This is a genomic window from Pseudomonas sp. SO81 (assembly GCF_030374125.1).
GTDB lineage: Bacteria > Pseudomonadota > Gammaproteobacteria > Pseudomonadales > Pseudomonadaceae > Aquipseudomonas.
On sequence record NZ_CP126126.1, the window covers coordinates 3,487,348 to 3,501,404 of the forward strand.

Below are 14,057 nucleotides of genomic sequence, written 5' to 3' on the forward strand. Positions count from 1 at the left end.
TCACGGGCGCACGCCGAACTGGTGCAGGCGCGGTGCGTAGCTGAACTCGGCCTCGCCGGCATGCGAATGGTGGTGGCCGCCGCCATAGGCGCCCTGTTCGGGCTGGAAGGGCGCGTCGACCGTGCAGGTGGTGGCGCCGAGCTGGTCGAGCATGGCCTTGAGCACGTAGTCGTCGAGCAGGCGCAGCCAGCCATCGCCCAGCTGCAGAGCCACATGGCGGTTGCCCAGATGGTAGGCGGCGCGCATCAGCTCGAAGCTGGATGCGCAGGTGACGTGCAGCAGGGTTTCCGGACGGGCGCAGATCCGTACGATGCGGCCGTCCTCGGCGCGCAGGCAGTCGCCGTCGCGTAGCGCGGGCTGGCCGCGTTCGAGGAACAGGCCGACGTCTTCGCCCGCCGCGCTGAAACAGCGCAGGCGGCTCTTGCTACGGGCGTCGAAGGTCAGGTGCAGTTCTTCGTCCCAGTAGGGCTGGGGTTCGAGGCGGTGATGGATCACCAGCATGTTGGGCTTCCGGCCAGGAATGGTCCTGTCGGTAGAGCAAGGCCCTTGCCAAGCCGGTGAGGCCCCAATTTGGCGGCGTTATGCCAGAAGTTGGGGCTTCGGTGTGCGCAATTGTGGTGCGTTGTTGCGGGGCGTGAGCCTGGTTGGTGCGCTTATTCGCGGCCCTGGCCCAGGCCCAGCCAGCCCTTGGCGCCGATGAAGATGAAGCGCAGTTGCTGGGTCATCTTGGCTTCAGGGGTCAAGTGGGCGGGCAGCGACTCGTCTGGGGAGTCGATCAGCTCGGGCAGGGTGGCGAACACGGTCTTCACCACCAGGTCGGAGACCACCTCCAGCGCCGGCTCGTCCAGCTGCGGGGTGCGGTTCATCAGCTTGAGGTCGGCGGCCAGGTCGGCGGTGATCTGCTGGCGCAGGCAGCCGATGGCCTGGCGCACCGGTTGCGAGCCGCCGTACTGCTCGCGGGCGAGGAACAGGAACTGGTTGCGGTTGGCGTTCACCGCATCGAGGAAGATGCGCGCGCTGGCCTCGATGATGCTGCCCATCTCGAACTGGCTATGGCGCACTTCGCGCAGGGTACTGCGGAACGTCGCGTCGACCTCGGCGACCAGGGCCAGGCCGAGCTGGTCCATGTCGTCGAAGTGGCGGTAGAAGCCGGTCGGCACGATGCCCGCGGTGCGGCTGACTTCGCGCAGGCTGAGGCTGCCGAAGCCGCGGCCGCTGTCCATCAGGCTGAGTGCGGCATCCATCAGGGCTTGGCGGGTCTGCTGTTTCTGTTCGGCGCGTGGCGGCATGACATTCGGGCGATGGCGAGGTTGCGGCGCACTCTAGCAAATGCATTTTGCCGGCGTCGAATGACGTTCAGTGAACAATCGTTGACTGAGTTGCTTTGCTGGTCCATTCTGTGTGAACAGTTGTTCACTGGAATATTGGTCCATGTCCCTCCTGCCGCTGTTTCTCGTTCGCTGGCTGACGCCACTGCTATGGCCGCTGCGCGCCCTGACGGCGCGGGCCTGGCTGCGCGAGGCGGAAGTGGATGCCGTGCTGGCCAGGTTGCATCCGGCCTGGCGCCTGAACCGGGTGTACGCCCGGGTGGTAGGGCGCGAGTGGGTCAGCGACGACCTGCTTGCCCTGCGTCTGCGCTGCAATGGCAACGCCCGCGGCTGGCGCGCCGGCCAGCACGTGCAGCTGTATCTGCAGTTGGATGGCGTACGCCATGGCCGCAGCTACAGCCTGACCCGCGTGGCTGCCGGCGGCCTGATCGAGCTGGGCATCCGCCGCCAGCCGGGTGGGCGGCTGTCCAATCGGCTGCTCGATCATCTGCCCGTCGGCGCGGTACTGGAGCTGGCGCAGGCCCAGGGCGAGCTGCAGTGGCCGGAGCAGGGCGCCGGCGTCGGTCTGCTGGCCGCCGGCAGTGGCATCACCGCCTTGCTCGGCCTGCTGCGCGAGGCGCTGGCACGCGGTTATGCGGCGCCGGTGAGCTTGCTGCACTACGTGCGCGAGGCCGGGCAATGCGCCTACCAGGCGGAGCTGCAGCAACTGATGCTGCGCCACCCCAATCTGCAGGTGCGCTGGCTGCTGACCGGCCAGGACGCACGGCACGATCCCCGGGGCGGGCGCTTCCAGGCCGGCCATCTGCTCGGCATGAGCGACTTCGGCCTGCTGGCTTGCGGCCCGGCCAGCTTCGTCGAGGCGGTGCGCAACAGCTGGGGCGGTTCCCTGCAGGTCGAGGCCTTCAGCCCGCCGCAGCGGATCAGCGAGCCCGGCCAGGCGGTGCGCCTGGACTTCGCCCGCAGCCGCGTCGCGGCCCTGGGTGACAGCAACCGCAGCCTGCTGGAACAGGCCGAGGAACATGGCCTGCGTCCGGCCCACGGTTGCCGCCAGGGCATCTGCGCCAGCTGCACCTGCACCCTGCTGGCCGGCACGGTGCGCGACCTGCGCAGTGGCGAGCCGTTCGCCGAGCCGGGCCAGCCGATCCGGCTGTGCGTCAGCGCCCCCCTGGGCGATGTGCAACTCGATATCTAGGAGCGTGCCATGCGAATCGACCGTGAACTGAACGCCGCCGAACTGGAGGCCTTCGCCGCCGAGCTGGACGGCCTGCGCCGCCGCACCATGGCCGACCTCGGCGATGCCGACGCGCGCTATATCCGCCGCGTGCGCGGGGTGGTGCGGCTGTGCTGCTGGAGCGGCCGCGCGCTGCTGATGCTCGGCTGGTTCCCGCCCACCTGGCTGCTTGGCAGCCTGCTGCTGGGCCTGGGCAAGATTCTCGAGAACATGGAACTGGGCCACAACGTGATGCACGGCCAGTACGACTGGATGAACGATCCGGAGCTGGCCGGGCGCCGCTACGAGTGGGACATAGTCGGCCCGGCCGATTTCTGGCGGCACACCCACAACCATGTGCACCACACCTGGACCAACGTGATCGGCATGGACGACGACGTCGGTTACGGCGTGGTGCGGCTGTTTCCCGAGCAGCGCTGGAAGCCGTTCTACCGCTGGCAGCCGCTGTGGGTGACCCTGCAGGCGCTGCTGTTCCAGTACGCCGTGGCCATCCAGCACCTGCGGCTGGACAAGTGGTACAAGGGCAAGATCGACGGCGCCGAGGTGCGCCCGCTGCTGCGCCAGTTCGGCGCCAAGCTGCTGCGCCTGTGGGGCAAGGACTACCTGCTGTTCCCGCTGCTGGCGCTGGCCGTCGGCGCCAATGCCCTGGCCGTGCTGGCCGGTAACGCGCTGGCCAATCTGCTGCGCAATCTGTGGACCTTCCTGGTGATCTTCTGCGGCCACTTCACCGAACGCGCCGCCGTGTTCAGCAAGGAGTCGGTGGCGGGCGAGAGCCGCGGCCACTGGTACCTGCGCCAGCTGCGCGGCTCCAGCAACCTGGAGGGCGGCAAGCTGCTGCATATCCTCACCGGCAACCTCAGCCACCAGATCGAGCACCACCTTTTCCCCGACCTGCCGGCGCGCCGCTATGCCGAGCTGGCACCGCGGGTGCGCGAGATCGCCGCGCGCTACGGGCAGATCTACAACAGCGGAACCCTGTCGGCGCAGTTCACCACCGTGCTCAAACGCATCTGGATCCATCGCCTGCCGCCGGCTGCGGCCGCCCAATAAAAAAGCCCGGCGGGCGCCGGGCTTCGGGGTACTGCTGCCCACGTCAGGCGGTCTGACGACCGACCCGCTCGGAGCCGTTCTCGGCAACTGCGCGGCCGTCGAGCAGACGGTCGGCACCGCCTTCGGCAATGCGGAAGGCCTTGGTGCGCTCGGAGCCGTTCTCGGCGACGTCACGGCTGTCGATCAGGCGATCGGCACCGCCTTCAGCAACACGGAAGGCCTTAGTGCGTTCGGCGCCATTCTCGGCGACGTCACGGCCGTCGATCAGGCGATCTGCACCGCCTTCGGCGACACGGAAGGCCTTGGTGCGTTCGGCGCCATTCTCGGCGACGTCACGGCTATCGATCAGGCGATCGGCGCCACCCTCGGCAACGGTGGCCGGGGCGCTGATGTGCTGCAGTTCGGTCAGTGGCGGTTGTTCGTCACCCGGCAGGGCAAATGCGGCGCTGGTCAGGGTGGACAGGATCAGGCTGGCGATCAGTTGTTTGTTCATCTCGGGCCTCCTCGAAGGGGCTGGAAAGTGGCTACGGAGCAAATGGTACTCACGCGCCGCCGAGACAAAAGTTGATCGTCCTGATGGTGCCCATCGACGTCAGTAATGTAACGCCTGGGCCGCTCTGGATCGGGCTATTCGGCGAGGAACAGGCAGGTCAGATAACGGTTGCTGAAGCCGTAGCGCAGCATCGCCGCGAGGCGGGAAAACAGGTAGGTGGGGTGCCGCCGGTAGTAACCGAGTACCGCATTGCCCACGCCCTCGGAACGATGTCGCTTGGCGTGGTCCGGCCGGCGAGAGAACAGGCCGCGGAACTGCCACCACTGGATCTGCTCCAGGTGCAGCGCATGCGGGCGCAGGCGATGGTGGCGGAACAGGGCGAGGAAGGAGCGGCGGCTGAAATCGTGCAGGTGGTGCGGATTGCCATCCAGGGTCGGGGTGATCGGTACCGAGGCGATCACCCGGCCGCCGGCGGCCAGCAGGCGCGCGTAGTTGGCGATCAGACGCGGCGGGTGCGGCAGGTGCTCGATGGTCTCCAGGCTGACGATGCTGTCGAAGCCAGACTCGGCCTCGAAGCGCTCGGCGTCGGCGCAGACATAGCGCAGGTTGGGCAGGCGGTAGTGGCGCTGGGCGTAGGCGATGGCCTCGGGGTCGATGTCCACGCCGGTCACCTGCTTGTCCGGATGGCGCTCGGCCAGCAGGGCGGTGCCGTAACCGCAGCCGCAGGCCATATCCAGCACGCGGTCGCCGCTCAGGTGCTGGGCGGCGAACTCGTAGCGTTCCAGGTGGATGCGCAGGGTGGTCTGGTCGCTGGGGTTTTCCGGGTCGAGGTCAGGCGGGTAGATCCGCTCGATGCTGTGTGTGCTCATGCCTCGTCCCTGTCCTGGTCAATCGCGCCGTTGGCGCCTCTGATTCCACTGGCTCCATTCGAAGCCGAGCACCACCAGCATGGACAGGGCGAACGGCAACAGCAGATAGAACACGCGGAACACGATCAGCGCGGCCAGCACGTCGGCGGTCGGCAGCTCCGGCATGGCGGCGAGGAAGGTCACCTCCAGCACGCCCAGGCCGCCGGGGGCGTGGGACAGCAGCGCCAGGGAGAAGGAGGCGAGGAACACGCCGAGCACGACGAGATAGCCCGGATTGCCCTCCACCGGAAGGGCGAAATAGATGATCGCCGCCGCGCAGGCCAGCTCCAGCGGCCCGGCCAGCAGCTGCCGGGCGACTATGCCCAGGCGCGGATATTCGACATGCAGCTTGCCCCACTTCCACGGCTTGAAATGGCGCCAGGAGCCGAGCACGTAGAGCGCCACCAGGCCGAGCAGGAGCAGGCCGATCGCCACCGACAACCAGGGGCCGACATCCGCCACGCGCTTGATCAGGTCCGGCTGGCAGACCAGCACGGCACCGCCGGAGAGCAGTACGCCGAGGGCGAAGGTGAAGGAGCAGAACACGATCAGTACGCCGATTTCTGACGGCACCAGGCCCTTGCTGGTGTAGGCCCGATAGCGCACCACGGCGCCGGAGAACACCGAGGCGCCGATGTTGTGCGCCAGGGCGTAGGTGGTGAAGGAGCAGAGGGTGATGAACCACCAGGAAATCTTCTTGCCCAGGTGGGCGATAGCGATGCGGTCGTACCAGGCCAGCGCGACGTAGGCGCCGAGGGTGGCGCCGGCGGCCAGCAGCCAGTTGTGCAGGGCGATGGCATTGAGGCTGTCCTGCAGCTCGTTCAGGGAGATCGTGCGGATCTCCTTGTAGAGCAGGTAGCAGGAAAATACGACTGCGGCCAAACCTATGACGGTCCAGATCCAGTCGCTTCTTTTCATCATCGACGATGGCTCCCCGTCTCTATCTGAAGGCAATCCGTTGGCCACTTGGCGCATCCGCAGTATGGCAGGCAGGCGGTGCGCAAATCGGCGTGCAGTATCCCGGAGGCGGCCGCCCGGCTCAAGCCGTGCGTATTCGGCGGGCGTTACTGGCTGTTACAAGGCGAACCGGCGGGGCCGCGCTCTGGCACGGGCGCTGCGAAGCTGGGCGGGTGTCAAAAATTTAAAACTGTGACTGCGGATTTCCACTAGGAAAATCGCTATTTCTCATGCTCTTAGCAAAATGCGTGGCCAGGTGCTGAAACAAATGTGCAGGTATTTCGTCGTTTTCGTTTGACATATTTTACGTTTTTGCCAGACTGCGCGACCGTGCCGCCAGGCCGCTCGAACGAGCCTGACGGACATAACAAAAACCTGTGGTCCGCCGTTCCCAGCCCCTGCATCTGCGGGGCAGCATGTGGCGGGCCGATGCCTCTGGAACGGGAAACATGCTGATCTGGTTCGTTGCGCTCTACCTGCTGGTCACCGTCGGTATCGGCTTCTACGCCGCCACCCGCGTCAAGAACTCCAAGGATTTCGCTGCAGGTGGACGCAGCATGGGCTTCCCCATCGTCGCGGCCATGGTGTTCGCCACCTGGTTCGGCTCGGAGGCGGTACTGGGTATTCCCGCAACCTTCATCGAGGAAGGCTTCGCCGGCATCATCGAGGACCCGTTCGGCTCCTTCGGCTGCCTGATGCTGGTCGGCCTGATCATCGCCCGCCCGCTGTATCGCATGAACCTGCTGACCATCGGCGACTACTTCAAGAAGCGCTATGGCAGCAACGTCGAGCTGATCGTCAGCCTGGTCATCGTGTTCTCCTACCTGGGCTGGATCGCGGCGCAGCTGACCGCCCTCGGTGTGGTGTTCAACGTGATCTCCGACGGCGCCATCAGCACCACCCAGGGCATGCTGCTGGGCACCTTCATCGTGCTGCTCTACACCCTGTTCGGCGGCATGTGGTCGGTGGCCCTGACCGACTTCTTCCAGATGCTGATCATCGTGGTCGGTCTGATCTACCTGACCTGGCTGATCGGTGACATGGCCGGCGGTGCCGACGTGGTCATCGGCAAGGCCGCCAGCGAGGGCAAGTTCACCTTCATTCAGGGCTTCGAGCCCAAGGACATAGTCGCCTTCATCGGCGCCGCGGTTACCCTGATGCTCGGCTCCATCCCGCAGCAGGACGTGTACGCCCGGGTGATGTCGGCCAAGACCGAGAACATCGCCGCGCGCGCCTCGATGTTCGGCGCCGCCTTCTACCTGTGCTTCTGCATGCTGCCGATCTTCCTCGCCTACGCCGCCTCCATCATCGATCCGCAGATGGTCCAGCGCTGGCTGGCCGAAGACGCGCAGATGATCCTGCCGCACCTGATCCTGGAGAAGACCCCGCTGTTCGCCCAGATCATGTTCTTCGGCGCGCTGCTGTCGGCGATCATGTCCACCGCCTCCGGCACCCTGCTGGCGCCATCGGTGACCTTCACTGAGAACGTGCTGAAGCGCTTCGTGCCGGTGATGAGCGACAAGCAGTTCCTCCTTGCCATGCGGATCAGCATCGTGGTCTGCGCCGCCGCTACCCTGACCTTTGCCATGTACTCCGACGCGAGCATCTACGAGATGGTCGGCAACGCCTACAAGGTGACTCTGGTCGCCGCCGTGGTGCCGCTGTTCGCCGGTCTGTTCTGGAAGCGCGCCACCACCCAGGGCGCCCTGCTGGCCATCGTCGCCGGCCTGAGCTCCTGGCTGTACCTGGAATACAGCCTGACCGATGATGCCTTCTGGCCGCCGCAACTGGCCGGCCTGCTTTTCAGCCTGGGCGCCATGATCATCGGTTCGCTGCTGCCGCAGTGGCACCGCAACCCGGACCAGGCGCTGGTGCTGCAGCCCGAGTAAGCCACGCCACGTTCGCCGAAACCCCGCCCCATGGCGGGGTTTCGCGTTTCAGGAGCGGCGATACAGCTGGGCCACCTGCAGACAGGGGGCGCTGCCGCGCAGCTTCAGTGGGCCCTGTTCGCCTTTCAGCAGCAGGGCTTGGCCCGCATGCAGCGCGGCCCGGTCCCGCACCTCCACCTGGCCGCCGTTGCACAGGAGCAGCAGTACCTCGGCGTCGTTGTGCAGCGCCCGCTCGCCCTCCAGATGCAGATGCCACAGGCGGTGCTGCCAGGTGTCGCGGCGGGTCATCACATTGAGGTCGCTCACCGGCCCGTCGAGCAGCTGCGCCGTCACCTCGTCCTCGCCGGCGAACGCCAGCGCCTCGCCGCAGGGGCGCAGGGTGCGGCTGGCGCCCATCAGCTGCAGATCGAGGCCGGCGCCGTCGAGCACGGCCAGGCTGCGGTCGGCTCCGGGGAAGGGCGAGAAGGGCCCGCCGCTGGCCACCCGGGCGCAGCTGATGCGCCAGGCGAAATCCTCCAGCCCGGCCACAGGTGGCTCGATGGCCAACTGGCGAGTGGTGCCGCCGCCGTTCTTCCAGGGTGTAGCGGGCAGTGTCTGCAGGTCGATGATTCGGCAGGGCATACCGTTCGTCTCCCGATTTAATGTATATACAAATGATCGATCAGTGCCGAGGCCCCGTCTTTTCTGGGCTCGGGTAGCCTGCCTTGAATGGCTCTTGCCGTAGAGGTGACAAGCTCGCCGATGACAATGCTTGACGGCACCATGCGTTGACTTTAAATGTATATACATTGAAGCGAGAGGACAACCCGATGCCCTTGTCTCCCCGGCCACGTCGCCTCTGGCGCGACGTCATCCTGTTCGATGGCCTGCAGCAGCTGCCCGAGCCCATGGCCGTGCTGGTGGAGGGCGAGCGTATTGCCGGCCTGTGGTCCGAGCGTGAGTTCGACCAGGCCCTGGCCGCTGGCGCCGAGGAGGCCGGGCGCGGCGGGGTGATGACCCCGGGCCTGGTCGACTGCCACACCCACCTGGTCTATGCCGGCAACCGCGCCGACGAATTCGAGCGGCGCCTGGAGGGCGTCAGTTACGCCGATATCGCCAAGGCCGGCGGCGGCATCCTCAGCACCGTGCGCGCCACCCGCGCGGCCAGCGAGGACGAACTGCTCGCCGCCAGCCTGCCGCGTCTGGATGCGCTGCTGGCCGATGGCGTGACCACGGTCGAGATCAAGTCCGGCTACGGCCTGACCCTCGCCGACGAGCTGAAGATGCTGCGCGTGGCCCGGCGCCTCGGCGAGCTGCGACCGGTGCGGGTGACCACCACGCTGCTCGGTGCCCACGCCCTGCCGCCGGAATACGCCGGCGATGCCGATGGCTACGTGCGCCTGGTCTGCGACGAGATGATCCCGGCCGCCGCGGCCGAGGGCCTGGCCGATGCGGTGGATGTGTTCTGCGAAGGCATCGGCTTCTCCGCGGCCCAGTGCGAGCGCATCTTCCACGCCGCGCAAGCCTACGGCCTGGCCATCAAGGCCCACGCCGAGCAGCTCTCCAACCTCGGCGGCAGCGCCCTGGCCGCGCGCTACGGCGCACTGTCCGCCGACCATATCGAATACCTCGACGAGGCCGGCGTGCGCGCCATGGCCGAGGCCGGCACGGTGGCCGTGCTGCTGCCCGGCGCCTTCCACTGCCTGCGCGAGACCCAGCTGCCGCCGATCGAGCTGCTGCGCCAGTACGGCGTGCCGATGGCCGTGGCCAGCGACGCCAATCCCGGCACCTCGCCGATCTGCATGCCCAGCCTGCTGGCCAACCTGGCCTGCACCCTGTTCCGCCTGACCCCGCGCGAGGCCCTGGCCGGCATGACCGCCCACGGTGCGCGCGCCCTCGGCCACCCCGAACTGGGCCGCATCGCCGTCGGCGCCCCGGCCGACCTGTGCCTGTGGGACATCCAGCACCCCGCCGAGCTGGCCTACGCCGTGCAGCCGGGACGCCTGCGCCAACGCATCTTCGCCGGAGCCATCACTCATGCACGCTGATCGTTTCTCCATGGAGGCCTGGACCGGCCGCACCGACCCCGAGCCGGACAGCCCGCGCTGGCACCAGCGCATCCAGCCGCTGCAGGCCGACAGCCCGGCCGGCGTGGCCCTGTTCGGCTTTGCCTGCGACGAAGGCGTGCGCCGCAACCACGGCCGCGTCGGCGCCGCCGGTGGCCCACCGCTGCTGCGCAAGGCCCTGGCCAACCTGGCCTGGCATCGCCAGGGCCCGGCCTACGATGCCGGCGACGTGGTCTGTGCGGACGGCGACCTGGAGGCTGCCCAGGCGCGCCTCGCGCGTGGCGTCTGCACCCTGCTGGACGCCGGCCACCTGCCGCTGGTGCTGGGCGGCGGTCACGAGGTGGCCTTCGGCAGCTGGTCCGGCCTGGCCGAGCATCTGGGCGGCGAGGCTGCTCCGCGGATGGCCGCCCCAAAGATTGGCATCATCAATTTCGACGCCCACTTCGACCTGCGCGACCCGGCCCATGTGCATTCTTCCGGCACCCCCTTCGCGCAGATCGCCGAGCAGTGCGCCGCCCGCGGCTGGCCGTTCCGCTACGCCTGCCTGGGCGTCAGCCGCGCCAGCAACACCCGCGCGCTGTTCGCCCGCGCCGCCGAGCTGGAGGTGCTGGTGCGCGAGGACCGCGAGATCCGCGAGTCGAGCCTGGAGAGCATCGGCGCCGAGCTGGATGCCTTTATCGCCGGCTGCGACGCGCTCTACCTGACCCTCGATATCGACGTGCTGCCGGCCTGCGAGGCCCCCGGGGTCAGTGCTCCGGCCGCCCGCGGCGTGCCGCTGGCGCTGCTCGAGCCGCTGCTGGAACGGATCAAGGGCAGCGGCAAGCTACGCCTGATCGACTTCGCCGAATTCAACCCGCAACACGACATCGACAACCGCACCGCCCGCGTGGTGGCGCGCCTGATTCATCTGCTGACCCTCTAAGCCCGAACCTCACTCCGCACAAGAACAAGGAGCCCCCATGAGCAAGTTTCGCGACATCGAGATCCGCGCCCCGCGTGGCAACCAGCTGACTGCCAAGAGCTGGCTGACCGAAGCGCCGCTGCGCATGCTGATGAACAACCTCGACCCGGAAGTGGCCGAGAACCCGAAAGAGCTGGTGGTGTACGGCGGCATCGGCCGCGCCGCGCGCAACTGGGAGTGCTACGACAAGATCGTCGAGAGCCTAACCAACCTGAACGACGACGAAACCCTGCTGGTGCAGTCCGGCAAGCCGGTCGGCGTGTTCAAGACTCACAGCAACGCACCGCGCGTGCTGATCGCCAACTCCAACCTGGTGCCGCACTGGGCCAGCTGGGAACACTTCAACGAATTGGATGCCAAGGGCCTGGCCATGTACGGCCAGATGACCGCCGGTTCGTGGATCTACATCGGCAGCCAGGGCATCGTCCAGGGCACCTACGAGACCTTCGTCGAGGCCGGCCGCCAGCACTACAACGGCAATCTCACCGGCCGCTGGGTACTGACCGCCGGCCTGGGTGGCATGGGCGGCGCCCAGCCGCTGGCCGCGACCCTGGCCGGCGCCTGCTCGCTGAACATCGAGTGCCAGCAGAGCAGCATCGATTTCCGCCTGCGCAGCCGCTACGTCGACGAGCAGGCCACTGATCTGGACGATGCCCTGGCACGCATCGCCAAGTACACCGGCGAGGGCAAGGCGATCTCCATCGCCCTGCTGGGTAACGCCGCCGAGATTCTGCCGGAGCTGGTACGCCGTGGCGTGCGTCCGGATATGGTCACCGACCAGACCAGCGCCCACGACCCGCTCAACGGCTACCTGCCGATCGGCTGGAGCTGGGAGCAGTACAAGGACCGTGGCAAGACCGACCCGGCCGCGGTGGTCAAGGCCGCCAAGCAGTCCATGGCCGTGCATGTGCAGGCCATGCTCGACTTCCAGAAGCTGGGCGTGCCGACCTTCGACTACGGCAACAACATCCGCCAGATGGCGAAAGAGGAGGGCGTGGCCAACGCCTTCGACTTCCCCGGCTTCGTCCCGGCCTATATCCGCCCGCTGTTCTGCCGTGGCATCGGCCCGTTCCGCTGGGCCGCGCTGTCCGGCAACCCGGAAGACATCCACAAGACCGACGCCAAGGTCAAGGAGCTGATCCCCGACGATGCCCAACTGCACCGCTGGCTGGATATGGCCAGGGAACGTATTGCGTTCCAGGGCCTGCCGGCGCGCATCTGCTGGGTCGGCCTGGGCCTGCGCGCCAGGCTCGGCCTGGCGTTCAACGAGATGGTGCGTTCGGGTGAGCTGTCGGCGCCTATCGTGATCGGCCGCGACCACCTGGACAGCGGCTCGGTGTCCAGCCCCAACCGCGAGACCGAGGCGATGCAGGACGGCTCCGACGCCGTGTCCGACTGGCCGCTGCTCAACGCCCTGCTCAATACCGCCAGCGGCGCCACCTGGGTCTCGCTGCACCACGGCGGCGGTGTCGGCATGGGCTTCTCCCAGCATTCGGGGATGGTCATCGTCTGCGACGGTACGGATGAAGCAGCGGCGCGTATCGCCCGCGTGCTGACCAACGACCCGGGCACCGGGGTGATGCGCCATGCCGATGCCGGCTACCAGATCGCCATCGACTGCGCCAAGGAGCAGGGCCTGAAATTACCGATGATCACCGGTTGAGAGAAGACTGCCGGTGCCCGCACCGGCTCGCTGTTCCCAGACAACAACAAGAGCGCCGGCAAAGGCCGGCGCAGTGGAGAACACCAGATGACCCAGGCTAATAAGCCGCTGATCGAGCGCCGTTCGATCGACTACATCCCCGAGGCCGAGCGTCACGGCAGCCTCTACAGCCAGTTCACCCTGTGGCTGGGCGCCAACCTGCAGATCACCGCCATCGTCACCGGGGCCCTGGCCGTGGTGCTGGGCGGCGACGTGTTCTGGTCGCTGATCGGCCTGTTCATCGGCCAGCTGTTCGGCGGCGGGGTGATGGCCCTGCACGCCGCCCAGGGGCCCAAGCTCGGCCTGCCGCAGATGATCTCCAGCCGCGTGCAGTTCGGGGTGTATGGCGCTGCCATCCCGATCGCCCTGGTGTGCCTGATGTACCTCGGCTTCACTGCCACCGGCACCGTGCTGTCCGGCCAGGCCATCGCCCAGCTCACCGGCGCCAGCGACAGCGTCGGCATCCTCATCTTCGCCGCCTGCATCGTGCTGGCCACCACCCTCGGCTACCGGGTGATCCACTGGATCGGCCGCATTGCCAGCGTGCTCGGCATCATCGCCTTCGTCTATCTGTTTGCCCGCCTGATGACCATCAGCGACGTCGGCGCGCTGCTGCAGATTCGCCACTTCAGCTGGTCGTCGTTCCTGCTCGCCGTGTCCCTGGCGGCGTCCTGGCAGATCGCCTACGGGCCCTATGTGGCCGACTACTCGCGCTACCTGCCGAGCAGCAGCTCGTCGCTGAAGACCTTCCTCGCCGTCGGCGCCGGCTCGGTGCTCGGCGCCCAGGTGGCGATGGTGCTCGGCGTGCTCGCCGCGGCCCTGGCCAACGGTCAGTTCGCCGGCCGCGAGGTGGCCTACATAGTCGGCCTCGGCAGCACCGGTGCGATTGCCGCGCTGCTGTACTTCAGCATCGCCTTCGGCAAGGTGACCATCTCAACGCTCAACTCCTACGGCAGCTTCATGTGCATCGCCACCATCATCAGCGGCTTCCGTGGCCATATCGAGGTGTCGCGCAGCCAGCGCCTGCTATTCGTGCTCGGCATCGTCGGTGCCGCCACCGTGCTGGCGCTGCTTGGCCAGCATTCCTTCCTCGGCGCGTTCAAGTCCTTCATCCTGTTCCTGCTGACCTTCTTCACGCCCTGGAGCGCGGTGAACCTGGTGGACTACTACTTCATCACCCGCGAGCGCTACGACGTGGACGCGCTGGCCGACCCCGACGGCCGCTACGGGCGCTGGAACCTGGCGGGCATCGCCGTGTACCTGATCGGCGTGCTGATCCAGCTGCCGTTCATTTCCACCAAGCTGTACACCGGCCCGCTGGTGGAGCGCCTGGGCGGCGTGGACATTTCCTGGATCATCGGCCTGCTGGTGCCGGCGGTGCTCTATTACCTGGTGGCGCGCAAGCGCAGCGTGCCGGCGGCAACCGTGCTGCCGGCCAAGGCCTGAATTCTTTGATCGCCGGGCAGTCACGAGCCGCCCGGCTCTGGAGACAA

Annotated in this window: 13 protein-coding genes; 7 read left to right on the forward strand and 6 right to left on the reverse strand. The window is 67.3% G+C overall.

The annotated features are described in order from the left end of the window. Both ureE and fabR read right to left on the reverse strand, forming a co-directional pair. A complete protein-coding gene (ureE, locus tag OH686_RS16285; RefSeq protein WP_289533967.1) occupies positions 1–501 on the reverse strand; it encodes an urease accessory protein UreE in 501 nt (166 codons plus the stop codon). 152 nt (positions 502–653) lie between these two features. Next, positions 654–1,289, reverse strand: coding sequence for an HTH-type transcriptional repressor FabR (gene fabR / locus OH686_RS16290; protein WP_289533968.1), 636 nt, complete (start codon positions 1,287–1,289; stop codon positions 654–656). A gap of 142 nt (positions 1,290–1,431) precedes the next feature. Here fabR and OH686_RS16295 point away from each other — a divergent pair, with 142 nt between their 5' ends. Together OH686_RS16295 and OH686_RS16300 are read left to right on the forward strand one after the other, a co-directional pair. After that, positions 1,432–2,520, forward strand: a complete 1,089-nt coding sequence (locus tag OH686_RS16295) for a flavin reductase family protein (RefSeq protein ID WP_289533970.1) — start codon at positions 1,432–1,434, stop codon at positions 2,518–2,520. A gap of 9 nt (positions 2,521–2,529) precedes the next feature. Beyond that, entirely contained in the window at positions 2,530–3,609 is a 1,080-nt protein-coding gene (locus OH686_RS16300; protein ID WP_137970953.1) for a fatty acid desaturase family protein, read from the forward strand. Between the two features lie 43 nt (positions 3,610–3,652). Here OH686_RS16300 and OH686_RS16305 read toward each other — a convergent pair whose 3' ends face one another. From OH686_RS16305 to OH686_RS16315, 3 genes are all read right to left on the reverse strand, one after another. Further along, complete coding sequence (locus OH686_RS16305; RefSeq protein WP_137970954.1) at positions 3,653–4,102, reverse strand: phage infection protein; 450 nt, start codon at positions 4,100–4,102, stop codon at positions 3,653–3,655. A 134-nt stretch (positions 4,103–4,236) separates the two neighbouring features. After that, entirely contained in the window at positions 4,237–4,971 is a 735-nt protein-coding gene (locus OH686_RS16310) for a class I SAM-dependent methyltransferase (protein WP_289533972.1), read from the reverse strand. Positions 4,972–4,989: 18 nt separating this feature from the next. Continuing rightward, positions 4,990–5,931, reverse strand: coding sequence for a lysylphosphatidylglycerol synthase transmembrane domain-containing protein (locus OH686_RS16315; RefSeq protein WP_137970956.1), 942 nt, complete (start codon positions 5,929–5,931; stop codon positions 4,990–4,992). 485 nt (positions 5,932–6,416) lie between these two features. Between OH686_RS16315 and OH686_RS16320 the strand changes: the two genes are divergently transcribed. Then, entirely contained in the window at positions 6,417–7,856 is a 1,440-nt protein-coding gene (locus tag OH686_RS16320) for a high affinity choline transporter 1 (RefSeq protein ID WP_289533973.1), read from the forward strand. A 48-nt stretch (positions 7,857–7,904) separates the two neighbouring features. Here OH686_RS16320 and OH686_RS16325 read toward each other — a convergent pair whose 3' ends face one another. After that, on the reverse strand, positions 7,905–8,477 hold the full coding sequence (locus tag OH686_RS16325) for a HutD/Ves family protein (protein ID WP_289533975.1): 573 nt from the start codon (positions 8,475–8,477) through the stop codon (positions 7,905–7,907). Between the two features lie 188 nt (positions 8,478–8,665). On the opposite strand from OH686_RS16325, the gene hutI reads away from it, so the two are divergent. The 4 genes from hutI (at position 8,666) to OH686_RS16345 (ending at position 14,010) form a co-directional block, all read left to right on the forward strand. Further along, positions 8,666–9,883 (forward strand): imidazolonepropionase, encoded by a 1,218-nt coding sequence (gene hutI, locus OH686_RS16330; RefSeq protein WP_289533977.1) that lies wholly within the window; start codon positions 8,666–8,668, stop codon positions 9,881–9,883. After that, positions 9,873–10,823 carry a formimidoylglutamase gene (hutG, locus tag OH686_RS16335; protein ID WP_289533979.1) on the forward strand — a complete coding sequence of 317 codons (951 nt, stop codon included), beginning with the start codon at positions 9,873–9,875 and terminating at the stop codon, positions 10,821–10,823. The genes hutI and hutG overlap by 11 nt, the downstream gene beginning before the upstream one ends. A 37-nt stretch (positions 10,824–10,860) precedes the next feature. Beyond that, on the forward strand, positions 10,861–12,525 hold the full coding sequence (hutU, locus tag OH686_RS16340; protein WP_289533981.1) for a urocanate hydratase: 1,665 nt from the start codon (positions 10,861–10,863) through the stop codon (positions 12,523–12,525). 87 nt (positions 12,526–12,612) lie between these two features. Next, a complete protein-coding gene (locus tag OH686_RS16345; protein ID WP_289533983.1) occupies positions 12,613–14,010 on the forward strand; it encodes a purine-cytosine permease family protein in 1,398 nt (465 codons plus the stop codon). Positions 14,011–14,057: the final 47 nt, after the last annotated feature.